The organism is Pseudomonas sp. CG7 (assembly GCF_023701885.1).
GTDB lineage: Bacteria > Pseudomonadota > Gammaproteobacteria > Pseudomonadales > Pseudomonadaceae > Aquipseudomonas > Aquipseudomonas zanjanensis.
Window position 1 is genome coordinate 51,939 of the sequence record NZ_JABAEE010000016.1, and the last position, 25,049, is coordinate 76,987.

The following is a 25,049-nucleotide window of genomic DNA, read 5'->3' on the forward strand; positions in this document are numbered from 1 at the left end:
CGTGACTGAAAGCACGATTCATATCGAAAACGGGTGGGCACTTTATGCTCACCCGTTATTCATTGCGCGCCTCGAAGAAATTACCGTCGCTGTTGAGAGGGTGATGGCTAATGATCCGGAAGGCTTTCACCATCATCCGGTCTACAAGCTTTTCGATGCGGTGAGCGCGAATATCCTAATCAATGTTCCGTCCGATCCGACCCACCCCTGCTATCGTCAGGGGAACACGCTAGGGCGTGACTTTAAGCACTGGTTTCGGGTGAAGAAGCAAGGGATACCTCCACGGTATCGCCTGTTTTTTCAGTTCAGATCCGAGGCGCCGATGACCATCATCTATGCGTGGCTCAATGATGAGAGAACGTTGAGGAAGGATGGCGATAAAAATGATGTGTATGCAGTTTTTACTGCAATGCTCCTAAACGGAAAAATGCCTAATTCCTACACCGACCTCATCGCGGCTTGCGACGTCTTGGAATATGGAAATTCTACGACAGGAACGGAGGAAGAATAAAATCATCCGTTCCCCATAAAAGCCTGGCATATCCGCTGGGCTTTTTCGTTTCTGAGGTTTTGTGGCATACGATCGTTTGCGAGGACGACCGCGCAAACTGGGGGATATAGGCTTCATCGAGCAGTGGCTGGGCATGCGAGATATCACTGGCCTGTCCGCCCGAAAGTAGAAAACGCAGCGGTATGCCGTTGGCGTCGCAAAGCATATGGATCTTGGTCGTCAGACCTGCACGACTGCTGCCTAGCGCATGGTCTGAAGGTTCATCAGGCCGCCTTTTTCCCTGCGCCTGATGAAGCTAGGGTTGCGCGTACAGCTGTGGAATCGATCATCCATGTTTCCAGGTCGATCAATCCTTGTTCGTTCAGCTTAATGTGCAGCCGCCTGAACATCAGCTCGAACGCTCCTTGGACGCCAATCCCGAAACCGTGGTAGACCGTTGACCAGGGCCCGAAGCACTCGGGCACGTCGCGTCATGCGGCGCCTGAGCAAAGCACCCAGAGCACGCCATTGAGCATCAAACGATTATCAGCTCTCGCCGACCATTGCGCCGGGGTTGTTTAAAGAGGTCAGCAACTAGCTCCCAGGCTGCATCGGGAATTTCGTACCGTTTCACCATCGTGGCCTCCTGCCTTCGGTGGACGCGAACCTTACCGAATATCAGTGTTCAAGTGCGGTGACGGCGGTTTCAAAGGATTTCGTACAGAACCTAGAGAAAGTGAACTACAGTTTGCGTAACCACAACGTGGCGCTTTTAATTGGAGAGAATCATGCTCGCAAGCATTACCCATGGAGTGTCACCATGAGAGCATTCATTGTACTGGTAATGTTGGTGTTAGGCTGCGCGATATCTTCCGCCGCAACATTCGATGGCTATCAGTGCCAGGGTGACTGCTCAGGGCATCAGGCTGGGTATGACTGGGCAGAGCAGAATGATATTGATGACGAGGATTCTTGCGATACGCCGTCCCAATCTTTCAATGAAGGTTGTCAGTCATTCGTTGAAGGTGGTAGCGGGATTGCCTCATCAGATGATGACGAAGAAGACGAATGAGTGACGTGATGGCAGCAGGCCGCGACAGTCGTTAACGTGGCCGCTCATTCAAAAGGATTTCAGCATGAAGACATGGTGCGGGGCGGTTGCACTAGTAGGGACGCTGGCAAGTGGTTGTGCTATGGCAGACGGAAACAAGCTCCTAGAGTTCTGCCAATCGACGGTGCGTTATGTTGATACCAAGGGCGTGGAAGGCGATGCGTTCAGTACGGGCTATTGTCTCGGGGTGATCACCGGAGGAGAAACGGGGACAGACCACGATTATGAAGCGAGGCGATTACAAGTGAACTCAAAATCGTGGCCTGTCCTCCCGTTTCATTCCGGGCGTCCAATACACCTCAGGGTGTCGCCTAGCGTGTTCGTGGCTGTCAGCTCTGTATCATTCGCTCTGTGAGTGCTTCTCGCGGATCAGAACCTCAAGCGAGTTCTTTTGGTCGTTCAGGGCTTGAAGCGCCTGAATAGATTCGGACAGAGCGACTGGGTGCGTCATGGAAAGGATGATTGCCGTTGCTAATCCCATCTCCACACATGCGAGTAAACCCCATTCATATCCGTGATTTCCAACTGCATACAACCCCACATTTTCGAATTGGGTCAGTCCCGCTTCATCATCGTACATTCTTGTGTGGAGAGTGACAGTCTTGGCGTTGGGATGAGCACCAAAGTCGATAGAACTTTCGTATAGCTTGTACATCCAATCGCCCAATCCCGGTCCTCGTTTATTGGCTATTTTCTGAGCTGCTTTGATTGGAGCCTGAAAGGCTTTTTTGCAGGTTTTCAGGTCATCTGGTGAGTCGTTGCGGCTCATCCAGATCTTGGTAAGGGTCTGAGATTCGTCTTCGGTCATCAGAAGGGCATAGCAGGCAGTTTCCAATGCCGTTCTGAGGATAGGGTAAACACCAGCCGCGTGGCCAGTCAGACCTACTCGGAAGGCGGTCATCAGGAGGAAGCGGGAATTGATCAGTATGGAGTGAACGACCAACTCATCGGGCGCGACGGCAGGTCCACTGACATGCTGTGTGAGGTACGAATCAAGGTCATCCATCATGGTCAGGAAGGGTGAGCCGGCACTGAGAATCTCGTCCAGATTCTCAGTGCCAGCATTCAGGTAAGCGCGGAACGAGTTATCTCCATTGCTACAGAACATCATTGAACCTCGCTTCGTTTATTTTTCAGTTCAGCCTTGTATTTCAGTGCCTCGGCTTCGATATGCACAATCGTCCATCCAGCCTTGAGCCATAGCGGCTCAATGAACCGTGAGGTGCTTATCGGTTTCAGAAAAAAGGGCAATCTCATCGTTCGGGGCAGTGACAATCTCGTCAAAACGCTCCGGCGTACAGCGCGTCCATGTTCACCTGAAAGAACGTGTGGGGAAAACGGGACAGACCATGATTATGAGGCGGGGCGATTGCAAGTGAATTCAAAATCGTGGTCTGTCCTCCGTTTCCTCTCGATTTTTGCCGTGGCGCTGGGAACGGGGTTGTTCTTGAAGCTGCGGCGGTTCGAGCAGGTTGGCTGAGGGGGGTAGGAATTCATCGCTAGTTGATAGGAAGCTTGCCAGTGATTACAAACTTATCGAACACCTTCTGACCATCACGCGCAGCTTGCCGAACATCTAGAAATGTCAGCTCATTGGGAACGACTTTTTTGGGTGTCTTGTTGACTTTTTTATTGTGGCCATCTCAGCCTCTGCGGTGTGATTAATCGAGTCTGGGCAAACAGGAAGGGGAGGATTTCAGCGCCAGGGATTCATGCTCGTCTCCAACAAAATGGGCCTCGTGAGAGATAATGCCAGTCAGTTAAGAGTGATCGAGTCTTTTGGTGAGGGGAGTTAGCGAAAAGTCGCACCGCCCCGTTGGGCTGCGAAGCGGCCCCAACACCAACTCAATCAACCAGGCACACAGGGTGTCTGGCTTTTAGGACTGCTTCACGCAGCCCAGCGGGGATAAATCCCCTCGCCACAGGGGCTGCGTCGATTAACTGATCGGCATCACCTCGTTGAGGCCCTTTGAACTAGGCCGGCTCTGCATCCAAGCGTCGGGCGATGACATCAAGCACGTCACAACCATCCCTCAAGGAGATGCAGCACAGTTGTGCAAAGTCCTGAAGCACTACTGAGTCACTCGGAATATTCCCTCGCATCGCGAGGTTCTCTAGAAGCTGGGTAACCGCGCGAATTCTATAGCCCGCCGTATCGAGCAGGATGTGCAACGGTGCGGAGGTATCGACGAAAAGGGGTTGATCGTCGGCATTACTAGTAAGAGCCATGTATCTGTTCATTTCAAACTCCGTTTGATTGAAGGCCTTCTTACCATTTGTAGTCGAGTCGCCAAACCCAAGCCGCTCTTACGAACGACGCTTGGACTATAGGGCCTTTTTGTAGAGATCATCAATCAGACGATGCGTAGGAAGCTTCCCTGAATTATGTGAGCGGAAAATGTCAGAAAATTCCCCGGCGATACTGCGTCCAACCGTATCTTTTTATCCAGCTCAACTCCCTTCCGCATCCTGAATAACCACAACCCTTCACACCAAAACCTTTGTGACAATCAGACTAATGGGCTATAGCTCAAGACATGGCTGCCGATAGGCAGGTATTCCCCCGTGTAAGGAGTGACACCATGCTGCGGTTCTTCGCCGACTTGGGCTTTCGCTGGAAAATCACTCTCCCGATAGCGTTCCTGGCTGTGTTGCTGGTCCTGATGGGGGGCGCGGGGATGCGCGGCAGCAGTCAGGTGCCCGAATCCAGCCCGCAATTGACCAACCGTTATCTGCCGGCCATTAGTTTGTTGCTCAATGCCGACCGTGATCTTTATCAGGCGTTCGTGGCTGAGCGCAGCCTGCTGGACGGTCATGCCGACGAGCATTTGAAAGCGCTGAGCGCCAGCCATGGCGAAAATGCGAAGCAGGCTTACGACCGTGTGCAGAAATATGCCGCGATGCAGCCCGGTGCCGAGGCGCAGGCGTTGGTCAGTCAGTTCAACGACAGCTTCGGTAAATGGATGCAGGTTTCGCGGCGGGTCCTCGAACTGTCGGTAGGCGATCCGCAGGGCGCCAGTGCGCTGAGTTTTGGTGACAGTGAGCGCCTGTTTGAAACCATGCGTGATTCCATCGACAAGCTGGGTGAGTTGGAAGATGCGGCGTCCCATCGCGAAGGCGACGCTGCGATTGAAAACGGCGAGGCAGTCGGCGTGCAACAGGGCGTGATTCTGCTCATTGGCCTGCTCGGTTGCATCCTGGTGCTTGTGGTTCTGCCACTGGTGGTGTTGAGCCCTATGCGTCGCTTGTTGCACCGCATCGAGCAGATCGCCGAGGGCGGTGGCGATCTGAAAGGGCGTCTCGAGGTACGATCGGCCGATGAGCTGGGACAACTTGGCAGTGCCTTCAACCGTTTTCTCGACAAGTTGCAGCCGTTGATCGCTGAAGTCGGGCGGGTGACAGGGGAGGTCGACTCCGCCGCGCGGGCCATGGCCGACATGGCCTCGACGAATGACCGGTTGATCAGCAGTGAGCACGCGGCGCTCGATCAGGTCAGTACCGCCGCCACCCAGATGAGCGCTGCGGTGCATGAAGTGGCGCATAACGCGGCGAGCGCCTCGGGCGCCGCGCAGGAGGCGAGCAGCCAGTCTCGTGACGGCGCTCAGGTGGTCAGCAGTACCATCGAGTCGATCCGCCAGTTGGCCCAGGAAGTGGAGCCCGCTTCGGGTACGATCGAGGCATTGGCCCAGGAAACGTCCAGTATCGGCGCCGTGCTCGAAGTGATCCGTGGCATCGCCGAACAAACCAACCTGTTGGCGCTGAACGCTGCCATCGAAGCGGCGCGGGCCGGTGAGCAGGGCCGTGGTTTTGCCGTGGTGGCCGATGAGGTGAGGGCGCTTGCGGCCCGCACCCAGGACTCGACCAAAGACATTCAGGGTCGTATCGAGCGCTTGCAAAGCGGTGTCGCCAAGGCTGTGCAAGCCATGCATGTGGGCAGCAGCAAGGCCCGGGACAGTGTCGAACGTGCAGCGGGTGTCGACCAGGTGCTTAGCGGTACCGGCGGTTCGATCCAGCGGATCAACGACATGGCCGCGCAGATTGCCAGTGCTTGCGAGGAGCAGAGCAGCGTCACCGAGGAGATTGCCCGCAACATCTCCGATATCCGCGACTTGTCCAACGAAGCGGCTGCCAATTCCGCCCAGAGCATGCATGCCAGCCGACAGCTTTCCTCTCTGTCGCAAAACCTGGCTGGGCTGGTCGGCCGCTTCCGCACCTGAGGCAGGCGCGCTGTGACCATCGGCGATAGCCTGCGAGCGTTGCATCAGGACGGTTTCGTCCTGATGCCAGCCGTACTGGATGCCGCGCAGATTGCCGACCTGCGCCATGCCATCGACCAGTTGAAGCCTCAGCACTGGGACTACAGCGGCGTCATCGATCATTACAAATGTGTGTTCAATCGCAACCCGTTCTGGCTGCCGTTCCTGGAGGTGGCCGGCGTGATCGAATTGGCCGAGGCGGCCCTGGGCGATGACTGTCATGTTATCGGCCAGACGGCCTGGCGCTGCCATCCGGGTTTCAAAGGGGCGCCGTTGCACCTGGATTACCTGGCGATGAAATTGCCGCCCACGCTGTTGGCCGACCCGGCCTTCGAGCTGCCAATGCAGGTGTTCACCGCGCAGTTTTACCTGGATGACATCGACGCCGACTTGAGCCCGACCCAGGTGATTCCTGGCAGCCACAAGGCTGGTCGAGCGCCGGTAGCGGGTGAAGCGCAATGGCAGGGGCGCTCCGCGCAGCCCGTGTTGTGCCGGGCGGGCGATGTCTTGATATTGCGCAGCGAACTGTGGCACGCCGGCAGCGACAACCGCACCGCCGACCGCACCCGCTACATGCTCCAAGTGCATTATGGCCGGCGGATGGTCGCACAGAAGTTTTCACCCTATCTGCACTGGCAGTTCAACCCTGAGGTGCTGGCCGCGGCGACACCTCGCCAGCGGCGGTTACTGGGTGATCACCAGGAAGCTGAATACGATTGAGGCTGGCTCAGTCAGATCCATACATCATTGACCGCCGTTCGCTCATTGGTTTCTTCGCCGGTATTGATGACGCCGCGAGGCTCGATCAGCAGCAGTTTCACTTCCTGCGCGGCGCTGGGCTTGTGCTCCACACCTTTTTTGACCACGTACATCTCGCCTGGGCCCAGGGTCACCGCGCCATCGCGAAAGTCGATACGCAGCTCGCCTTCCAGCACGATGAAGGTTTCATCGGTGTCGGCGTGGGTGTGCCAGACGAAGTCACCTTCGAGCCGGGCGAGCTTGAATTGGTAGTCGTTCATTTCGGCCACGACTTTTGGCGTCCACTGTTCCTGGAACAGGGTGTATTTCTGGGCGAAGTTGATGGGGCAATAGCGGGTCATCGAGGCATGCTCCTGGGTGGGTGGTGCGTCCTACTTTATTGTTCGAGCCAACGTGCGTATTGGATGATCGTGCAGCTTTTTGCCGCGCGCAGTCGATGCCTTAGCGCAGCATGTTCAGCCAGCGTGCCGGTGAAATGCCAAAGGCCTGTGTATGCAGCCGGGTCATGTGGCTCTGATCGAAAAAACCACAGGCCAGGGCCACTTCGCTCAATGGCGTGCCGTGGAATGCCAGGCGCCGGGCTTCATGCAAGCGCCGCTGGGTGATGTAGCGATAGGGGCTGGTGCCGTACAGCGCCCGGAAATCCCGGGACAGGCTCCATCGATCCCTGCCGCTTGCTTGCACCAGGTCGTCCAGGGTGATCACCTGGTCGAGGGCATCGTGAATGAACAGGCGGGCACGCTCTGCTGCCGGGTAGTCGATCAATCGCCGTCCACGGCGGTTGCCCGCCGCAAGGTCGAGCGCCTGGGCCACGTCGTAGATGGCGTCCTCTTCCTCCAGCGAGTCGAGGGGGTGATCCAGGCTGTTCAACAATCGGCGGGTCGCGATGTTGAGGCGAGGGTCGTTGGACAATCCACCTTCGATGAAAGGCAATGGCTTGCCTCCCAGTACATGCTGGATCATCGACGGTTCTATGTAGAACATCCGGTAGCGAAAGCCCTCGCGCGTCCCGGCTTCGCCATCGTGTACCTCGTCCGGGTGCAGGACGATGGTGCCGCCGGGCTGGCTGTGGCGTTTGCTGTGGCGATAGTTGAAGCTCTGCACACCCGAAAGCGTGATGCCGATGGCGTAGGTGTCATGGCGATGGGTGCTGTAGCCATGGCCACTGAAATAAGCCTCGATGCGTTCCATTTTCCTCGATTCGGGTGCTCGCACCAGCCAGTCGCGGTTGTGGATGGATCGAGTCATTGCGCCGGGCCTCCTGCTTTTGTCCGCATACCCTACCTGCCTGGAAACTTTCGTCACAGAAAAAAACGGCTCAGGTTGCAACGCCCGTTCACTTGAGAGGATTGAACCTGTGGCGAGGGAGCTTGCTCCCGCTCGGTTGCGCAGCGACCGCAAAATCATAGGGCCGCTTCGCAGCCCAGCGGGAGCAAGCTCCCTCGCCACAGTTCAGATTTCTTTTACCGGCGTCTCACCCTGGACATTCTTGATCAACCCGATCACATGAAGGCAGTCACTCTTGTTCACATAGGATTCGCCACTGGCGATCGTTTCGTGGTTGCCGGCCCTCAAGCGCCAGCGCCATTGGCCTTTTCCGGTGCGCGGGGTGCCTCGGGTCTGTCGATAGATTTCAAAGTACATCGGTTCGCTCCCTGCGATTGATTCACTCAAGACATGCGTTGGACATGTGGCTGCAAGCCTAGCCAAGTGGGTGGTTTTGGCTACGGGAAAATCGTTTCCATTGGTTATCGAATATTGCCGGATCGGGCATTCGACCATTTCCATGAAGAAAGTCATGTTGCGAACATAGGGTCGGCTGGAAGTTCGGGCTGGATCCTTGCGTTGCCCTGCCTGGTCCTGCTTAATACGTTTCGATGCCTAGGGCCGGAAGCCCGAAGGGACTGAAAACACTATAAGAAAAAGAGCCATCAAGTGACTGAATATCCAGGAGTGGATCTACAAGGTCGTCTAACGCTTTCGCTTGTCATCCCGGTCTACAACGAAGCCCAGTCCATCGATTTGTTCATGGCCCGGATCGACCAGGTCTTTGCCGATGAATCACTGGTGAGCCTGGAGCTGGTGTTCGTCAACGACGGCAGCGCGGACGATACGTTGGTGCTGCTGCTGGACAGGCAGAAGGCCGACCCGCGCATCCGGATCGTCGACCTGAGTCGCAATTTCGGCAAGGAGGCGGCCTTGAGTGCCGGCCTGCAAGCCGCCCGTGGCCAGGCGGTGGTGCCGATCGATGTCGATCTGCAGGATCCTCCCGAAGTCATCCTGGAAATGATCGCCCATTGGCGCAACGGCGCCGAAGTGGTGCTGGGCCATCGGATCAATCGCGACTCCGATTCCTGGGCCAACCAGGTATCCGCCAACGGCTTCTACCGACTGCACAACAAGATCGCCGACCACAAGCTGCCGGAAAATGTCGGCGATTTTCGCTTGATGGATCGCTGCGTGGTCGATGCCTTGCTAACCCTGCCGGAATCTCGTCGCTTCATGAAAGGGTTGTTTGCCTGGGTGGGGTTCCGGACTACCTACGTGGACTACGTCAGGCCTGAGCGCAGCGCCGGAGAAAGCAAGTTCAATGGCTGGCGCTTGTGGAATTTTGCCCTCGAAGGCATCACCAGCTTCAGCACCGAACCGCTGCGTATCTGGACGTACCTGGGGCTTTGCGTCTCGCTGGTGTCCTTTGCGTTCGCCATTTTCATCGTGTTGCGGACCTTGATTTCCGGGGTCGACCTGCCGGGTTATGCCTCGCTGATGGTCGCGGTCACCTTCTTGGGCGGGTTGCAACTGATCGGCATCGGCGTGTTGGGTGAATACCTGGGCCGCACCTATATCGAATCCAAGCGTCGACCGGTTTTCCTGGTGCGGCGCATCTATGACGCCAAGGACTGACCATGGACCTCAAGGAAACCGACATCCTCGGTCCCGATATCGAGCAGCACTGGTACTACCGGTCGAAAGCGCGGGCCATGCTCCACATGCTCAAGGGCACCTCGGCCAGTACGCTGCTGGACGTGGGCGCAGGGTCGGGCTTTTTTTCCCATCACTTGTTGACCCATACCGCAACCGCCCAGGCCTGGTGCGTGGACATCAGCTACCCGGCCGACTCCGACGCCAGTACCGCCGGTAAACCGGTCCGCTACCGACGCGCCATCGACACGCTGGACGCCGACCTGGTGTTGCTGATGGATGTGCTGGAACACGTGGACGATGACGTGGGCCTGCTCAAGGCCTATGTCGACAAGGTGCCGTCCGGCAGCCGCTTCCTGATCACCGTGCCTGCGTTCCAGTTCCTCTGGAGCGGGCATGACGATTTTCTCGAGCACAAGCGCCGCTATACCCTCAAGCAGTTGGAGAGCGTCGTGGCGCAGGCGGGTTTGCAGGTGCAGCAAGGTGCGTACTACTTCGGCCTGGTATTTCCCATTGCCGCCGGCCTGCGCCTGTTGCAGCGCAAAGCCTCCGGGGCACCGGCCAAGTCGCAGCTTGCCCGGCATCATCCGCTGGTCAATGGCGTGTTGAGGACACTGTGCAGCCTGGAGCGTCCATTCATGGGGGCCAATCGCATTGCCGGCCTGACGGTGTTCTGCCTGGCGCAGAAGCCGTGACCTGGACGCACTCGCCCTTGCTGCGACGTGCCTTGCGTTTTGCCATGACCGGCCTGCTCGTCACTGGCATCCACGTGGTGGCGGCCGTGTTGTTTGTGCACCTGGTCCTGGCCAACCCGCCATTGGCCAATGGTTTCGCCTTTGTCGTGGCGACCGTGGTGTCGTACCTGATCAACACCCTCTGGAGTTTTTCCAGCCGCTTGCATGGCCGGACCCTCGGCCGTTTCGTGGTGGTCTCGATCGGCGGGTTGGGGCTGGCGATGCTGGTGGCCTGGGCGGCCCAGCGCGTCGGCCTGGATTACCTGGCGGGCATCGCGGCCGTGGCGCTGATCATCCCGGTGTACACCTTCATCCTGCATAATTTCTGGACGTATCGATGACCCTTCGTAGTCAGCGTTTCCCGGTTTCCTTGTTGCCCATATTGTTGGGCGCGCTGGCGTTCCTGTTGGTGATCGGTCCTCGGGTGCTGGATCCGACCAACATCGCCTGGCTGGGGGAGGGCGATGCGGCGACCCATTACATGGGCTGGGCGTTTTTCCGCAGTTCACCCTGGACCTTTCCGTTGGGCATGAACCCTTCCTATGGTCTGGAGTTGGGCAACGGCATCATTTTTTCCGACTCCAATCCGTTGCTGGCGTTCTTGTTCAAACCCTTTCACGCCTGGCTTCCCGAGACGTTCCAGTACTTCGGCCTGTGGTTGCTGGCCTGTTTCGTCCTGCAAGCCTGGTTCGCCTGGAAACTCGTCGGACTGCTGACGCCGTCGCTGTGGATCAGGCTGTTGGGTACTGGGTTATTTGTGTTTTCGCCGCCGATGTTTCTGCGCATGGGCGGGCACCTGTCGCTGTCCGGGCATTTTCTGATCCTCGCGGCCTTGTACCTGGCGCTGCGGCCCGGCGTGCAGAAGCGGCGGCTGGCCTGGGGCGTGCTGTTGGCCGCCACCGCGCTGGTGCATGCGTACCTGTTGGCGATGGTGGCGTTGATCTGGCTGGCCGACCTTGCCAGCCAGGCCACGAAGGGGCGGTTGTCCCGGCGTGATGCCTTGATTGAACTGGGCGGCTTGTTTGTGCTGGTGGCGTTCTGTTGTTGGCAGGCGGGTTATTTCAGCGTGGGTGGCGGGACCGTGGCGGGCGGTTTTGGGTTGTATCGCCTGAATGTGATGTCGCTGGTCAACCCTAGCGGATGGTCCTACACCTTGCGCGATATGCCCCAGGGCCCCGGGGACTACGAAGGTTTCAATTACCTGGGATTGGGCATCCTCATGCTGGCGATCTGCGCCGGCGTGGCATTACTGCAAGGCAACACAGGTTTGGCGAATGCCGTGCGTCACAGGCGCCTGTTGCTGTGGGCATTGATCGGGCTGACGCTGTTTTCGCTGACCAACCATCTCGGCATCGGCATGCAGAACGTGCATTACTGGCTGCCCAAACCCCTTGAGCTTGTGGCGAACGTCTTTCGCGCGTCCGGTCGGATGTTCTGGCCGGTGTTCTACGCCATCATCTTTGCGGTGATTTTCCTGGTGATCCGCGGCAACAAACCCCGGGCGGCGGCGTGTCTGCTGGCCTTGGCGCTGGTGGTGCAGGTCCTGGATACCCGCGCGGGATGGGCCGGCCTGCGCCAGAGCCGGATGACGCCGGCGGCCTCGAGTTGGCCTACGCCCCTGAATGATCCGTTCTGGGCCAGTGCCGCCGGTCATTATTCGAAAGTCCGCACGTTATTGCCGCAGAACCAGCCGGACAACTGGCTGCTGACCAGCCAATACGCCCTGACGCACGGCCTGGAAACCGATGGCGTGTACTTGGGACGCATGAGTGACCGGGCGATCGAGCGAGCCCAGCGACACGCCGAGCAGATGCTTGCCAGCGGCCAGTACGCCGCGGATTCGCTGTACATCCTCGGCCCTGTCGCCGCGCTCCAGGCGGCGAAAACCGTCAATCGCCCGACCGACCTGTTGACCCGTATCGATGGCCTGGTGGTGCTGGCGCCGGGCTGGAAGACATGCGCCCAATGCCCACCGGTCGCCGATGAAACACTGGACATGCAGGTCAAGCTCGGTGAGCGCCAAGTGTTCAGCCGAGCCAACGCGATGTTGGCCGATGGCTGGGGGCGGGTCGAGGATTGGGGCACCTGGTCGGAAGGGCCTGAGGCTGAGGTTGTTTTACGCATACCGCCAGAAGCGCATGCTATCTCGATCGAAGCCGCCGCGTTCGTGCAGCCCTCCCACACGCGCCAGCGGGTGGAGGTGTCGATCAACGGTGTCGCGGCGCTGGCGACGCAGTTCAACCGACTGCAGGACAACACGCTGGAACTGCCTCTGACGCAGGCCATTCGAGAAACGATTGGCGCGGAGGGGCGGTTGCGCGTGCGGTTCCATTTACCTGATGCCATCAGTCCCAAGGCGCTGGGGTTGGGCAGCGATGAGCGAGTCATGGCGCTGGGACTGAAATCACTGACTGTGAAGTAGTTTTCCACTTCACAATGGCTTACTCACTGTGGCGAGGGAGCTTGCTCCCGCTGGGCTGCGAAGCGGCCCCAAATATTTTTCGGTTGCTGCGCAACCGAGCGGGAGCAAGCTCCCTCGCCACAAAAGCAAGGGCCTCTTCCGACTCTTTGGAGGGTGTGCCCAGGCGACTGGACGTTTAGCGCATAGACGCACCACCCCCAGCGTTCCTACACTGCACTCCATCAAGGGATCGAGGGACAGTGGATGAACCGCAACGAATTGCGCAAGGCCGACATCAACCTGATGGTGGTGTTCGAAACGTTGATGCTTGAGCGCAACGTGACACGGGTGGCGGAAAAACTGTTCCTGGGCCAACCGACCATCAGCTCGGCCCTCAATCGGCTGCGCAAGATGTTCAACGATCCGCTGTTCATTCGCGTCGGCCACTGCATGGAACCGACGGCCCGGGCCGAGGAAATCATCCAGCACCTGTCGCCGGCGCTCGATTCGCTGTCGGTGGCGTTGAGCCTGACCCACGATTTCGATCCCGCCAACAGCGCCATGACATTCCGCATCGGCCTGTCGGACGATGTCGAGTTCGGCCTGTTGCCGCCCCTGTTGAGCAGCCTGCGGCAAGAGGCGCCGCAAATCGTGTTTGTGGTCCAGCATGTCGATTACTGGCGCATCCCCGATTTACTGGCATCGGGCGACATTACCGTGGGCATCAGCCAGACGCGCGGCCTGCCGGCCAACGCCAAGCGCAAGCTGTTGCGCCACATCCAACCCCGTGTGTTGCGCGCCGATGCGTCGGACACGCCGCTGACCCTGGACGAATACTGCTCGCGACCTCATGTGCTGGTGTCCCACACCGCCAACGTCGCCGGGTTCGCTGACGAATGGCTGGCGGAGATCGGGCGCAAGCGCCAGGTTGTGCTGTCGGTGCCGCAATACAGCGCATTGCCGGCGTTGCTGGCCGGTACTGACCTGATCGCCAGCCTGCCGGACTATACCGCCGCCGCCATGGCGGCCTCGGGGCAACTGTTCAACGAACCCTTTCCCTTCAAGACCCCGACCCTGGACTTGTCCATGGTCTGGTTGAGCCATGTCGACAGTGACCCGGCCGAGCGCTGGTTGCGCTCGCGGTTGGAGGCCTTCATGGGCGAGCGCGGGCCCTTGGCACAACCTTGACGCGGGCCTGCCGCGAAACAAAATCCTGCCCCAACGAATAAAGTCGAGGTAAGGTTGTGACCGCTGAAACCACCTCGTCATATTTTTCGAATCGGAGTCGAACACATGCCTCACCTGCACATGGAGTACACCGCCAACCTGCCCGAGCTGAAGGCCGAAGTCGCATTGCTGCGCCTGAACAATGCACTGGTGGCCTCCGGTCAATTTTCCGCCGAGCACGACATCAAGAGCCGGGCCGTGAAACTGGAGACGTTCCGGGTGGGTACAGGGATGGGCGAACGGGGTTTCGTGCATGTGAAGCTGGCCCTGCTCAGTGGCCGTTCGCCGGAAATCAAGAAGCAATTGGCCGAAAGCCTGCTGGCGGTGATCCAGGACCTGGGGCCATGGCCGGCCGAGGTCAGCGTGCAACTGTGCGTGGAGATCCTCGACATCGACCGCGAGCCCTATGTCAAGGCCCTGATCGGTCAATGACGCGCAGGCGTTGCGTGGGCGCAGGCCTTGATGATCTGTTCGCGTAGCCAGGCATTGGCACTGTCCTGATCGAGGGCCGGGCTCCACTGCATGTCCAAGGTCAACCCCGGCAAACCCTTGGGCGCTTCGTGGTGATTGAAGATCGCCTCGTTGGCCAGCAGTTTCTGGATGCGGCGGGGCAGGGTCAGGATGAAGTCAGTGCCGGTGATCATCTTCAGCGCGGCACTGTAGCTGTTGGCGCGCGCGGCGATTTGCCGGTGATGGGCCTGCCGCGACAGCCAGCCGTCCACCCTGTTGCTCGCTGACGCCCAAGGCGTCGCAAACACGTGTCGGCGCTGTACGAAAGATTGAACGCTCAGTTGCGGCTCAAGTGGCGTCGCCCGTTTGTCCACGACGCAGACCCAATCTTCCTCCAGCAACTGCCGGGATCTGAAATCGGCATGGTCGCCGTGAACGTTCGGGCCGAAGCAGATCACCAAGTCCAGGCTGCCGTCGCGTAATTCCTCGGCGGGAATGTCGGCTTCAAGCTTGTGCACGTTCACCACCACCGGCAAATTGGCGTAATCGAAGCCTTGCAGCAGTTGCGGCAGGATCAGGTGTTCGAAATATTCTGGTGCGCAGATGTTGAAGGTGACGGCTTGCCGAGTTGGATCAAAGGTCGGCGGACCGGCATGGCAAAGGTTGATGCTTTGTAAAATGGCGCGCACATGGTTGTACATGCCCTCGGCCTTGCAGGTGGGGCGCATGCCGGTGCGGGTGTTGATAAACAGTTCGTCCTCGAAACAGGTTCGCAGTTTCTTGAGGCAATAACTGACGGTTGACTGGCTGACGCACAAGGCCTCGGACACACCGGTGACGCTGCTTTGCTCGTACACGGCGCTAAACACCATGAGGTCCTGCATGTCGAGCTTTCTGAGGGCGTTACTGTTCAGCATCCGTTCTGTCTCTCACTCTGCTTCCTTGCGCGGATCTTGCGCAAACCAGGCTGACGATCGTAACGGAACGATAGTGCCAAGAGAATGCCAGGCAGGCCTTTTCATGGTCGGGAACGGGACAGATTGTGTAGGGAACACGACGTGTCGATCAACGACCGACTCGTTTGCTTAAGTTTAGTTAGCGATGATCCAAGCTTCATCAAATCCATGTTTAACCGCCCAAGGTGCCGTGGGACGCTTGCCCGATGTGTTTCCTGTGATGCGCTCATGGACGCTTGGCCCCTGGCAGTGCAATACCCTCCATCCGCCGCAGTCGATCCGGTCGGCAGGTGCACGCCTGCCATGGCCCCCTCCCTTAGTGCGCTGCCCTCCGAGCTGGCTTTTTGGGCGCTCTGGCATTGTCGCCATGCGCGTCCTCCGGACACTCGTTTTTCCTGTTGAACCTCCACGGTGCTCGCTCAATGGCGAGCACAAACTGACGGTGCGTTGTCGCCCGTCCGACACGGAAATACGAGTTTTCTCATGAGCCTTGCCAAGATGTCTTTCGCACCCGTGCAACACGCCCAGGCGTTCCTTGCGCAAAACCCCGATATCGAGTTGTTCGAGTTGTTCATTCTCGATAACAACGGCGTGCCCCGGGGCAAGTTGTTGCATCGGGACGAGTTGCTGGCGGTCTATGAAAGTGGTCGGCCGCTGCCCAGTACGATTCTCGGGCTGCCCCTCACTGGCGACGATGTGGAAAATTCCGGGCTGGTGTGGGACGTCGGCGACATCGATTGCCGCGCCTATCCCCTCAGCGGCAGTTTGCAGCGTATGCCGTGGCGGTTGATTCCCACGGCCGCGGTGCAGGTCAGTATGCATCCCCAGGAAGGCATGCCAGCGACCATCGCCGATCCGCGTTATCTGCTCAGTCAGGTGATCGAAGCCCTGCAGGCCGACGGCTTTTATCCGGTGATGGCGGCGGAGCTGGAGTTGTATCTGCTGGCCACACAGCGCGACAGCCAAGGCCGGCCGCAACCGGCGCGGGACGCTGACGGTGGTCGGCCGCGCGCCACCCAGGTCTATGGTTTGCGTGAACTGGAGCAGTTAGAGCCGTTCCTCGCCGACCTGTACGCCGCATGCAAGCTACAAGGCATTCCGGCCCGCACCGCGATTTCCGAATACGCCCCGGGACAAGTGGAAATCACCCTTGAACACCGCAGCGATGCCTTGCAAGCCATGGATGAAGCGGTGCGCTACAAACGACTGGTCAAGGGCGTGGCCCACAAGCACGGCATGCAGGCGTGTTTCATGGCCAAGCCGTTCGAGCACTTGGCGGGCTCCGGCCTGCACATGCATGTCAGCCTGGCCGACCGCGATGGCCACAATCTGTTTGCCAGTGAGGCCGGCGACGGGACGCCACTGTTGCGCCATGCCGTGGGCGGGATGCTCGATACCTTACTCGATTCGTTGTTGATGTTTTGCCCGAACGCCAACTCCTACCGGCGCTTCCAAAGCAACAGCTACGCACCGCTGGCCGCCACCTGGGGCGTGGACAACCGCACCGTGAGCCTGAGGGTACCGGGCGGCCCGGCGTTCTCGCGGCACATCGAGCATCGTATTTGCGGCGCCGATGCCAACCCTTACCTGGCGGCTGCGGCGAAATTGGCCGGCATCCATCACGGCTTGCGTGAACAATGCGATCCCGGGAAACCTGTGGAAGGCAACGGCTACGCCCAGGCGACCGAGCTGCTGCCCACTGACTGGCTCACTACCCTGCGTGCCCTTGAAGCTTCGACTTGGGCGCGGGGAGCGTCTGGCGAGGCGGTCCTGGGTGTTTATCTGGCGGTCAAGCGCGCCGAATACCGGCAGTTCATGGGGGAAGTCGGGGTGCAGGATTGGCGCTGGTATCTGAATCAGGCTTAGCAGCAGATTAAATAATTATTTAACAGCAACTTTTTCACGAAAAATTGATGGTGGGCTACCTAAAGTTTGTGTTGCCGTAGAAAACATTTTTTTCACATGTTTTCTGCGGCATTTCTTTTTCAAAGAGCAACTTCAGGAAGCCGTCAACCCTCATGCTGACTATTAAAGCCGTGCGCCCCGAGTGGGTGACGCTGGCCGCCAGTGCCTTTTTGTTAGTGGGCTTCAACCTCGTGCTCTGGCAACACTTGCTGGCGATCACGACGGCGGACGCTCGGGGCCTGCTGATGTGCGTGGCGTTTGGCCTGATGATTTTCTGTGCGTTCAACCTGGTGTTGACGCTCGTGGCCTTCCGTCCGCTGCTCAAGCCGGTGCTGATGCTGTTATTCCTGATCAGCGCCGGCGTGGCGTATTTCATGGCCCAATACGGCGTCTTGATCGATGCCGGCATGTTGCGCAACTTCGCTGAAACCAATGCCACGGAAGTCCGTGACCTGTTGTCGTTGAAGTTGTTTGTCTATATCGGCTTATTGGGGGGCTTGCCGTGCTGGTTGTTGTTCAAGACCCCGATCAACTACCGTCGTTGGCCAAAGGAGTTATTAAGTAAGTTACTGGTCGGCGTGGCCTCGGCCGCGGTGATCGGCGTCGTTGCCCTGGTCAACTACCAAGGTTTGTCGTCACTGTTTCGCAACCACCACGAGTTGCGCTTGATGGTCGTACCGAGCAATTACATCGGTGCCTCGCTTGGGTACTTGCGTGAACAGGTCGCGTCGGCCAAGCAGCCGTTCATCACCTTGGGCGAGGACGCGAGCCGCAACCCGGCCTGGCAAACCCATGGCCGCAAATCCCTGACCGTCCTGGTGGTGGGCGAGAGTGCCCGGGCCGAGAACTTCGGCATCCTCGGTTATCACCGCGACACTACGCCGACATTGGACAAGGAGGCCGGCCTGATCGCCTTCACCGACGTGCATTCCTGCGGCACCGAGACCGCCGTGTCGGTGCCCTGCATGTTCTCCAACATGGGACGCAAGAACTACGACGCCAGCAAGGCCAAGAATGAGGAGGGCTTGCTGGATGTGCTCAAGCGCGCCGGGCTGGAGGTGATCTGGCGGGACAATCAATCTGGCTGCAAGGGCACCTGCGACCGGGTCACGCTGCAGGATGTCAGCAACCTCAAGGACCCGGCGCTGTGCGCCAACAGTGAGTGCCGCGATGAGATACTGCTCCAGGGGCTGCAGCATTTCATCGACACCCTCGACAAGGACACGGTACTGGTGCTGCACCAGATGGGCAGCCACGGGCCGGAATACTTCAAGCGCTACCCCAAGGAATACGAGCATTTCACGCCGGTGTGCGAAAGCAATGCGCTGAACAATTGCAGCCGCGAGAGCATCGTCAATGGCTATGACAACACGCTGGTGTACACCGATCATGTGCTGTCGACCCTGATCGATCTGCTGCGGGCCAACCAGGACAAGGTCGACACGGCCATGCTGTACCTGTCGGACCATGGCGAGTCCCTGGGCGAGTACAACCTGTTTCTCCATGGCACGCCCTACATGCTCGCCCCGGAACAACAGAAACACGTGGCGATGCTGGCCTGGTTCTCCGACAGCTACCAGAAGTCCTTTTCGGTCGACACCCATTGCCTGCAACTGAGTCGTGAAAAGCCCTTGAGCCAGGACAACCTGTTTCATTCGATGCTCGGGTTGCTGGAAGTCAACAGCCAGGTCTATAACCGCGACCTGGACCTGTTCGCCAATTGTCGCGGCGCGGTGATTGATGGTGTCCTGGCACGGGAGTGAACGCCTGGACCTTATTTTCACGCGGGGTTGGTTAACCTGTCAGCCAGCCTTTTCCAAGAGCCGTTTGTATGTCCGGGTTACCCCCATCCACCATTGAGCTTGAGTTCGCCAGGCAGCATGACCAGGAGCATGCGCAGGTTTGCTGCCGACCGGCACCTCGCCGCTTGCGCCTGGCGTTCTGGCGCGACGACCAAATGGTGCGCAATGCCCTGAAAGTGGCGGGCGAGCCGGGGTTGGTGCTGGACGTGGCCGGGGGGGCAGGGCGGTTCTGGCCGGTGCTGGCCGAGCATGCCAACCGGGTGATCCTGGCGGCGGACCCGTCGCCGGACATGCTCGAACACGCGCTCACCCACCATGGCGACACGTTGCTCCAGCGGGTCAAGACCTTCCCGAGTTCGGCATTCACCCTTGGGCTGTCGGCCAACGCAGTGGACTGTATTTTCTGTTTGCAACTGTTTCGCCATCTCCGCGCCAGCGAGCATCGCCTGGTGCTGTTGCGCGAGTTTCATCGGGTCAGTCGCGATACGGTGCTCGTTTCGGTGAAAATCGAAGGGCGTCTCAAGATGGGCCAGGTGCCGCAACGCAGCCTGGCCGACAAGGCCGATGTCGAAGCCGAGTTTCGCCAGGCGGGTTTCAGCGTGCTTTGGTATCAGGATTTCCTACCCGGTTTTGCGCTGACGCGTGTTTATGTATTGCGTAAGACCGGTTAATTCTTGATGTAGGACTATTCTTGCTTTTTCGCAGGCGATTTCTCTCAGACAGATGCTCTACGGATGCTCGCAATCGCCAGCGGCGATATATACTGCGCGCCATTCTTCAAGGGAGAGCCGTGTGGCCATCGATATTCACTGGATTCGCGACAACGATAGCCTCGGTCAGTTTTGCGCCGAGTGGCAGCAGTTGCCATTCGTCGCCCTCGACACCGAATTCATGCGGGTCGACACCTTTTATCCCATTGCTGGCTTACTGCAGATTGGCGATGGCAAGCGTGCCTATCTGATCGACCCCTTGACCATCGACAACTGGCAGCCCTTGGCCGTTCTGCTGGAAAACCCGGCGGTGCTCAAGGTGTTGCACGCTTGCAGCGAAGACCTTGAAGTGCTGCTGCGCCTGACCGGTAGCCTGCCCGCGCCGCTGTTCGATACCCAATTGGCTGCCGCCTACCTGAACCTGGGTTTCTCCATGGGCTATTCGCGGCTGGTGCAGGAAGTGCTGGGCATCGAGCTGCCCAAGGGCGAGACCCGTTCCGATTGGTTGCAACGGCCCCTGTCCGAGACGCAAATCAGCTTTGCGGCAGAGGATGCGGTGCATCTGGCGGAAGTTTTCGTAGAACTGCGCCCGAAGCTTTCCGACGAAAAATACCGCTGGGTCTTGGAGGATGGCGCCGAACTGGTGGCCAACCTGCGTCGCGAAGTCGACCCGTACGAGGTCTACCGCGAGGCCAAGCTGGCCTGGAAACTGTCCCGCGCCCAATTGGCCGTGCTGCGCGAGCTGTGCGCCTGGCGCGAACGTGAAGCACGGGCCCGCGACCTGCCGCGCAACCGTATCATCCGCGAGCATTCGCTGTGGCCCCTGGCCCGCACCCAGCCGGATAACCTCGGCGCGCTGGCGAAAATCGAAGACATGCACCCGCGTACCGTGCGCCAGGACGGCCAGTTTCTGTTGGATCTGATCCAGCGCGCCGCCAGCATCCCGCCCGAGCAATGGCCGCCGGCCGTGGCCGAGCCATTGCCCATCGAGGCCGCTGCCCTGGTCAAGCGCCTGCGGGCGCTGGGGCAGGCTGAAGCCGAGCGCCTGGGCATTGCCCCGGAGCTGATGCTGCGCAAGAAAACCCTCGAGGCGCTGATCAAGAGCGGCTTTCCCGAGGGCCCCTACCAATTGCCCGATTCGCTGCGTGGCTGGCGCCGCGAATTGATGGGCCAGGCGCTGCTCGACAGCCTGGCCACTGCCGGAGAACAGCCTTGAAACGTATCTGCTCCATCTACCGCAGCTCGAAGAAAAACGAGATGTACCTGTATGTGCTCAAGAGCGATGCCTTGGAGCGTGTGCCCGAGCCATTGATGGCCGCCTTCGGCAAGGCGATCCACGCCTTTGACCTGGTGCTGAGCCCCGAGCGTGAGCTGTCCCGGGAAGACATCAACAAAGTGCTGGAACACCTCGACACCCAGGGCTATCACTTGCAGATGCCACCGGCCGAAGACGAATACATCGAGCATTTGCCCGAAGAGTTGTTGCGCCGTAACGACCCGGTCTGATGGTATTGGAGGCGCCTGTCCTGGGCGCTTCTTGAAAAACGGAATGATTTATTGACGACGATCGCAAGGATAGAGCGACACTCTGTCGGCGCTCGTCTGCACTGTTTTTGAAAGGTTTGATTCATGCGCGTTCTGATTGCCGAACACGATCACGCGGTGTATGCCCAGCTTCTGCGTCAGGCTGCACCCGATATTGAAGTGCTGACCAGCGGCGATTCCGCCGAGCTGTCGCGACTGGCCACCGATTGCCCGGTCTGGCTCGGCCAGCCTGATCTGCTGGCCACCCTGTTGCGTCAAGGCCACCAACCCCGTTGGCTGCAATCGACCTGGGCGGGCATAACGCCGCTGCTGGCCGATGGCTTGAGCCGCGATTACCGCCTGACCCGTGCCGTGGGCATTTTTGGCCAAGTGATGGCTGAGTATGTGCTGACCTACATGCTCGGCCATGAGCGCGAGGTACTGGCCCGGTTGGTCAGCCAGGTCGAGCGCAAGTGGGACAACCGCCAGGGCCAAGGCCTGGCTGGACGCAAGGTATTGATTGTCGGGACGGGGGACATCGGCCAGCGTGTGGCGCAGTTCCTGGTGCCGTTCGGTGTGCAGCTGTACGGCATCGCCAGCGAAGCCAGGGAAATGGCGCCGTTCATCGAGGTCGGGGCACTGAAGGATCTGCCGCGGCTGGTGGGCGAGGTGGATTACGTGATCAATCTGCTGCCCAACACGCCAGAGACCCATGACATCTACGATGCGGCGCTGTTCAAGCAATTCAAGCCGACCGGGTTGTTCATCAACGTTGGCCGCGGCGTGGCGGTTGTGGACGCGGACCTGGTGCAAGCCCTGAAGGAAGGGCACCTGGCCGGTGCGGTGATCGACGTCTGCCGCCAGGAGCCGCTGCCGCAGCGCCATCCGTTCTGGACCGCCTGGGGCCTGCTGCTGACCGGCCACAGTTCGGCACCGACCTCGCCACCGATGATGGCGCAGTTGTTCCTGGAAAATCTGCGGGCCTATCAGGCGGGCGAAGCACTGCGTGGTGAAGTGGATTTCAGCCGGGGTTACTGAAGCCATCCTCGATCAAACTGTGGGAGCGGGCTTGCTCGCGAAGGCGGCGTTTCAGCCGACATAATCGTGAACTGACACGCCGCTTTCGCGAGCAAGCCCGCTCCCACAGTGGGTTTTCAGTGGCCACAAGAAGTGTGTCCGCCACAGATCAGAATGTGGGAGCGAGCTTGCTCGCGATAGCGGAGTGCCAGTCGACATCAATATTGGCTGACCTGACGCCAACGCGAGCAAGCTCGCTCCCACAGGGGAAACTTCGGCGGCTACAAAAGGGGCTACAGGGTGAAGTCGCCTTCTGCCACCAGTTCGCTCAGCGGCCGGCGTGGGCGTGGGACTTCGCGGGCCTGGAGGTATTCGGCCAAGGGCGATTTGTCCCCCAGCTTGCCAATCGCCACGGCGGCGTGCAGGGCGTAGCCTTGCGGGATCTTCAGTTCCTTGCGGGTCAGTTCCTGGTCGAAACCGGCCATGCCATGGGTGTGCCAGCCGCTGAGGCTGGCTTGCAGCGCCAGGTGGCCCCAGGCCGCGCCGGTGTCGAAGGTGTGGCTCTGCGCCGGGGTTTCCTCGGTGGCGCCGGGCACCGCGAAGGGGGGTTTCGAGACGATGATCACCAGCGCCGAGGCGTGTTGGGCCCAGCCGCGGTTGAACTCGTTGAGCAAGCCCAGGAAACGCTCCCAGTTCGGCGTGTCGCGCCGTGCGTACAGGAAACGCCAAGGCTGGGAGTTGTAGGCCGAAGGGGCCCAGCGTGCGGCTTCGAAGAAGCTCAGCAAGGTTTCTTCGGCAATGCTTTCGCCGGTAAAGGCGCGGGGCGACCAGCGTTCGATGAACTGAGGGTGGATCGCGTAATCGGCAATGCGGGAGTTGGCGCTCATGGGCTTACCTGGCTCGAGTGTGGAAAGACAATCAAGCAACCTACGTCCCGCCGCCCGGCCTGACAAGCCCCTGTATACCGACAGTCGCCAATGCTTGGCCTCAAGAGGCCCGGGCACTAGACTGTCGGCCTTTTCACCACCTGATGTTGATGCTCGAACCATGGCCGCCAAAGTCGAACCGTTCTGGATACGCAAAACCCTCGATCAGCTCGATCCCCAGGAATGGGAATCGCTGTGCGACGGCTGTGGCCTGTGTTGCCTGCAAAAGCTCGAAGACGAAGATGACAACAGCGTCTACTACACCCGCATCGCCTGCAAACTGCTGGACCTGAAAACCTGCCAGTGCACCGACTACCCCAACCGTCGTGAGTACGTGCCCGATTGCATCCAGCTCACGCCGGGCAAGGCCGATGAGTTCAAATGGCTGCCGCCGACCTGCGGTTATCGGCTGGTCAGCGAGGGCAAGGACTTGCCCTTGTGGCACCACCTGGTCTGCGGCGATCGCGATGCCGTGCACCATGAACGCATTTCCCAGTCCGGACGTATGCTGGCCGAAGGCAGCGTGCCGGAAGACGACTGGGAAGATCATCTGATTTTTCGCGCCGGCTGAACCACCGGGCGGCGCGCCACCTGGGAGAACCCATGGCTGCAGGATTGAAACGGATACTGGCGGCCGGGTTGCTGGCAGTGTGCGGGCCGCAGTGGGCGGCGCAGAAAGTCGACCTGGAATATCACGTGCACCTGTTGCCCCAGGGCGACCAGGCCGAAGTGCGCCTGACCCTGGCCCGGGGTTCAGCGGTGCGCAGCCTGGATTTCGACCTCGGCGACGGCAGTCGCTACAGCGATTTCAAGGCCGACGGCCAATGGCAGCTCACCCCTGGCAAAGAAGCCCGTGGTGTCTGGCGTCCGGCCGCGGACAAGGCGAGCCTGAGCTATCGCGTGCGCATCAGCCATGCCCGCAAGAACGCCACCTTCGAAACCCGCATGACCCCGACCTGGGCGTTGCTGCGCGGCGATGATCTGGTGCCGTCGGCCAAGCTCGATCAGCAGGACGGCATCGAACTGGTGGCACGTCTTGAGGTTGAATTGCCTGACGGCTGGAAAAGCATCGAGACCCCTTGGCCGCGCATCGGCAAGCGGCGCTTCCGCATCGACAACCCCTCGCGCCTGTTCGACCGTCCCACGGGCTGGATGCTCGCCGGCAAACTGGGCAGCCGCCGTACCCGCCTGGGTGAAACCGAATTGACCGTGGCCTCGCCCCGGGGCCAGGGCATGCGCCGGATGGATGTGCTGACGCTGCTGACGTTCGTTTGGCCGCAGGTGCAAGCGCTGGTGCCGCGCCATCCGGCCAAGTTGCTGATTGTCGGCGCCGGCGATCCGCTGTGGCGTGGCGCCCAGGCCGGCCATGACTCGATTTACCTGCACAGCCGCCCGCCGCTGGTCAGCGAGCGGGGCAGCAGCCCGTTGTTGCGGGAGTTGGTGCAGGCACTGGCCCGGGTCAATGATCAGGACCGTAGCGATTGGATCAGCGAGGGGCTGACCGAGTATTACGCAGTCGAACTGCTGCGCCGCGCCGGCGGCTTGAGTGATGAGCGCTACCAGACCCTGAACGACCGGCTCGCCCATGACAGCAAGGGCGTCACCACGTTGCGCGGCGAGCAGATCAGCCCGGCGGCCGTGGCCAAGGCGGTATTGCTGTTGCAGGAGCTGGACCGCGAGATTCGCCTGAAGACCCGTAACAAGCGTTCGCTGGATGATGTGTTGCAGGGGGCGATGCGCCTGGAAACCGTCGACACCGAGGAGTTTGTCCAGCTCAGTGAAAGTGTTTTGGGTGGGGCTTCCACTGTGCTGGATACCCAGTTACTTCAGTGACATCGCCATCGCGAGCAAGCCCCACA

At 59.7% G+C, this 25,049-nt stretch carries 25 protein-coding genes and 2 pseudogenes; 19 read left to right on the forward strand and 8 right to left on the reverse strand.

From position 1 onward, the window contains the following. Position 1: 1 nt before the first annotated feature. The gene (locus tag HGO40_RS09335; protein ID WP_250962752.1) at positions 2-511 is read left to right on the forward strand and encodes a type II toxin-antitoxin system YhaV family toxin; all 510 of its coding nucleotides are present in this window, start codon (positions 2-4) and stop codon (positions 509-511) included. Positions 512-583: 72 nt separating this feature from the next. Here HGO40_RS09335 and HGO40_RS09340 read toward each other — a convergent pair. Further along, positions 584-1,127, reverse strand: a pseudogene (locus HGO40_RS09340) (IS5 family transposase); the annotation flags it as partial. 183 nt (positions 1,128-1,310) lie between these two features. Between HGO40_RS09340 and HGO40_RS09345 the strand changes: the two are divergent. After that, positions 1,311-1,562, forward strand: a complete 252-nt coding sequence (locus tag HGO40_RS09345) for a hypothetical protein (protein ID WP_250962753.1) — start codon at positions 1,311-1,313, stop codon at positions 1,560-1,562. Between the two features lie 379 nt (positions 1,563-1,941). Here HGO40_RS09345 and HGO40_RS09350 read toward each other — a convergent pair whose 3' ends face one another. Together HGO40_RS09350 and HGO40_RS09355 are read right to left on the reverse strand one after the other, a co-directional pair. Beyond that, positions 1,942-2,712: a hypothetical protein gene (locus HGO40_RS09350; protein ID WP_003198819.1), complete on the reverse strand. Its 771-nt coding sequence runs from the start codon at positions 2,710-2,712 to the stop codon at positions 1,942-1,944. A gap of 863 nt (positions 2,713-3,575) precedes the next feature. Beyond that, complete coding sequence (locus tag HGO40_RS09355) at positions 3,576-3,842, reverse strand: short-chain dehydrogenase (RefSeq protein ID WP_250962754.1); 267 nt, start codon at positions 3,840-3,842, stop codon at positions 3,576-3,578. 341 nt (positions 3,843-4,183) lie between these two features. Here HGO40_RS09355 and HGO40_RS30805 point away from each other — a divergent pair. The 3 genes and pseudogenes from HGO40_RS30805 to HGO40_RS09365 form a co-directional block, all read left to right on the forward strand. After that, positions 4,184-4,960: pseudogene (locus HGO40_RS30805) on the forward strand (MCP four helix bundle domain-containing protein); the annotation flags it as partial. A gap of 78 nt (positions 4,961-5,038) precedes the next feature. Next, positions 5,039-5,818 (forward strand): methyl-accepting chemotaxis protein, encoded by a 780-nt coding sequence (locus HGO40_RS30810; RefSeq protein ID WP_502943242.1) that lies wholly within the window; start codon positions 5,039-5,041, stop codon positions 5,816-5,818. Positions 5,819-5,830: 12 nt separating this feature from the next. Continuing rightward, positions 5,831-6,577 (forward strand): phytanoyl-CoA dioxygenase family protein, encoded by a 747-nt coding sequence (locus HGO40_RS09365; RefSeq protein ID WP_250962756.1) that lies wholly within the window; start codon positions 5,831-5,833, stop codon positions 6,575-6,577. An 11-nt stretch (positions 6,578-6,588) separates the two neighbouring features. Here HGO40_RS09365 and HGO40_RS09370 read toward each other — a convergent pair whose 3' ends face one another. The 3 genes from HGO40_RS09370 to HGO40_RS09380 all read right to left on the reverse strand — a co-directional run bounded on the left by HGO40_RS09370 (position 6,589) and on the right by HGO40_RS09380 (position 8,260). Further along, positions 6,589-6,957 (reverse strand): cupin domain-containing protein, encoded by a 369-nt coding sequence (locus tag HGO40_RS09370; RefSeq protein ID WP_186704558.1) that lies wholly within the window; start codon positions 6,955-6,957, stop codon positions 6,589-6,591. A gap of 100 nt (positions 6,958-7,057) precedes the next feature. Next, positions 7,058-7,864: an AraC family transcriptional regulator gene (locus HGO40_RS09375; protein ID WP_250962757.1), complete on the reverse strand. Its 807-nt coding sequence runs from the start codon at positions 7,862-7,864 to the stop codon at positions 7,058-7,060. Between the two features lie 204 nt (positions 7,865-8,068). Next, the gene (locus HGO40_RS09380) at positions 8,069-8,260 is read right to left on the reverse strand and encodes a YegP family protein (RefSeq protein WP_250962758.1); all 192 of its coding nucleotides are present in this window, start codon (positions 8,258-8,260) and stop codon (positions 8,069-8,071) included. A 291-nt stretch (positions 8,261-8,551) separates the two neighbouring features. On the opposite strand from HGO40_RS09380, the gene HGO40_RS09385 reads away from it, so the two are divergent. The 6 genes from HGO40_RS09385 (at position 8,552) to HGO40_RS09410 (ending at position 14,332) form a co-directional block, all read left to right on the forward strand. Further along, positions 8,552-9,520, forward strand: coding sequence for a glycosyltransferase family 2 protein (locus HGO40_RS09385; protein WP_250962759.1), 969 nt, complete (start codon positions 8,552-8,554; stop codon positions 9,518-9,520). Between the two features lie 2 nt (positions 9,521-9,522). Next, complete coding sequence (locus HGO40_RS09390) at positions 9,523-10,233, forward strand: class I SAM-dependent methyltransferase (protein WP_250962760.1); 711 nt, start codon at positions 9,523-9,525, stop codon at positions 10,231-10,233. Between the two features lie 44 nt (positions 10,234-10,277). Beyond that, the gene (locus tag HGO40_RS09395; RefSeq protein ID WP_284739046.1) at positions 10,278-10,613 is read left to right on the forward strand and encodes a GtrA family protein; all 336 of its coding nucleotides are present in this window, start codon (positions 10,278-10,280) and stop codon (positions 10,611-10,613) included. Continuing rightward, positions 10,610-12,694 (forward strand): DUF6311 domain-containing protein, encoded by a 2,085-nt coding sequence (locus HGO40_RS09400; protein WP_250962762.1) that lies wholly within the window; start codon positions 10,610-10,612, stop codon positions 12,692-12,694. The genes HGO40_RS09395 and HGO40_RS09400 overlap by 4 nt, the downstream gene beginning before the upstream one ends. A gap of 243 nt (positions 12,695-12,937) precedes the next feature. Next, positions 12,938-13,861, forward strand: a complete 924-nt coding sequence (locus HGO40_RS09405) for a LysR family transcriptional regulator (protein ID WP_250962763.1) — start codon at positions 12,938-12,940, stop codon at positions 13,859-13,861. 105 nt (positions 13,862-13,966) lie between these two features. Then, the gene (locus tag HGO40_RS09410; protein WP_250962764.1) at positions 13,967-14,332 is read left to right on the forward strand and encodes a 5-carboxymethyl-2-hydroxymuconate Delta-isomerase; all 366 of its coding nucleotides are present in this window, start codon (positions 13,967-13,969) and stop codon (positions 14,330-14,332) included. On the opposite strand, the gene HGO40_RS09415 is transcribed toward HGO40_RS09410, so the two are convergent. Then, the gene (locus HGO40_RS09415; RefSeq protein WP_250962765.1) at positions 14,326-15,267 is read right to left on the reverse strand and encodes a LysR family transcriptional regulator; all 942 of its coding nucleotides are present in this window, start codon (positions 15,265-15,267) and stop codon (positions 14,326-14,328) included. The genes HGO40_RS09410 and HGO40_RS09415 overlap by 7 nt on opposite strands. Positions 15,268-15,804: 537 nt before the next feature. Here HGO40_RS09415 and HGO40_RS09420 point away from each other — a divergent pair. The 6 genes from HGO40_RS09420 (at position 15,805) to HGO40_RS09445 (ending at position 22,285) form a co-directional block, all read left to right on the forward strand. After that, a complete protein-coding gene (locus HGO40_RS09420; protein WP_250962788.1) occupies positions 15,805-17,172 on the forward strand; it encodes a glutamine synthetase family protein in 1,368 nt (455 codons plus the stop codon). A gap of 152 nt (positions 17,173-17,324) precedes the next feature. Then, complete coding sequence (locus HGO40_RS09425; RefSeq protein ID WP_250962766.1) at positions 17,325-18,974, forward strand: phosphoethanolamine transferase; 1,650 nt, start codon at positions 17,325-17,327, stop codon at positions 18,972-18,974. Positions 18,975-19,042: 68 nt separating this feature from the next. Further along, positions 19,043-19,684 (forward strand): class I SAM-dependent methyltransferase, encoded by a 642-nt coding sequence (locus HGO40_RS09430; RefSeq protein WP_250962767.1) that lies wholly within the window; start codon positions 19,043-19,045, stop codon positions 19,682-19,684. A 121-nt stretch (positions 19,685-19,805) separates the two neighbouring features. Continuing rightward, entirely contained in the window at positions 19,806-20,939 is a 1,134-nt protein-coding gene (gene rnd / locus HGO40_RS09435) for a ribonuclease D (protein ID WP_250962768.1), read from the forward strand. Beyond that, positions 20,936-21,229 (forward strand): YcgL domain-containing protein, encoded by a 294-nt coding sequence (locus HGO40_RS09440; RefSeq protein ID WP_250962769.1) that lies wholly within the window; start codon positions 20,936-20,938, stop codon positions 21,227-21,229. The genes rnd and HGO40_RS09440 overlap by 4 nt, the downstream gene beginning before the upstream one ends. 123 nt (positions 21,230-21,352) lie before the next feature. After that, positions 21,353-22,285 carry a D-2-hydroxyacid dehydrogenase gene (locus HGO40_RS09445; protein ID WP_250962770.1) on the forward strand — a complete coding sequence of 311 codons (933 nt, stop codon included), beginning with the start codon at positions 21,353-21,355 and terminating at the stop codon, positions 22,283-22,285. A 272-nt stretch (positions 22,286-22,557) separates the two neighbouring features. On the opposite strand, the gene HGO40_RS09450 is transcribed toward HGO40_RS09445, so the two are convergent. Then, positions 22,558-23,151, reverse strand: coding sequence for a nitroreductase family protein (locus HGO40_RS09450; protein ID WP_250962771.1), 594 nt, complete (start codon positions 23,149-23,151; stop codon positions 22,558-22,560). Between the two features lie 160 nt (positions 23,152-23,311). On the opposite strand from HGO40_RS09450, the gene HGO40_RS09455 reads away from it, so the two are divergent. Both HGO40_RS09455 and HGO40_RS09460 read left to right on the forward strand, forming a co-directional pair. Continuing rightward, entirely contained in the window at positions 23,312-23,761 is a 450-nt protein-coding gene (locus HGO40_RS09455; RefSeq protein WP_186704572.1) for a YcgN family cysteine cluster protein, read from the forward strand. Between the two features lie 32 nt (positions 23,762-23,793). Further along, positions 23,794-25,023: a hypothetical protein gene (locus HGO40_RS09460; protein ID WP_250962772.1), complete on the forward strand. Its 1,230-nt coding sequence runs from the start codon at positions 23,794-23,796 to the stop codon at positions 25,021-25,023. The last annotated feature ends 26 nt before the right edge of the window (positions 25,024-25,049 follow it).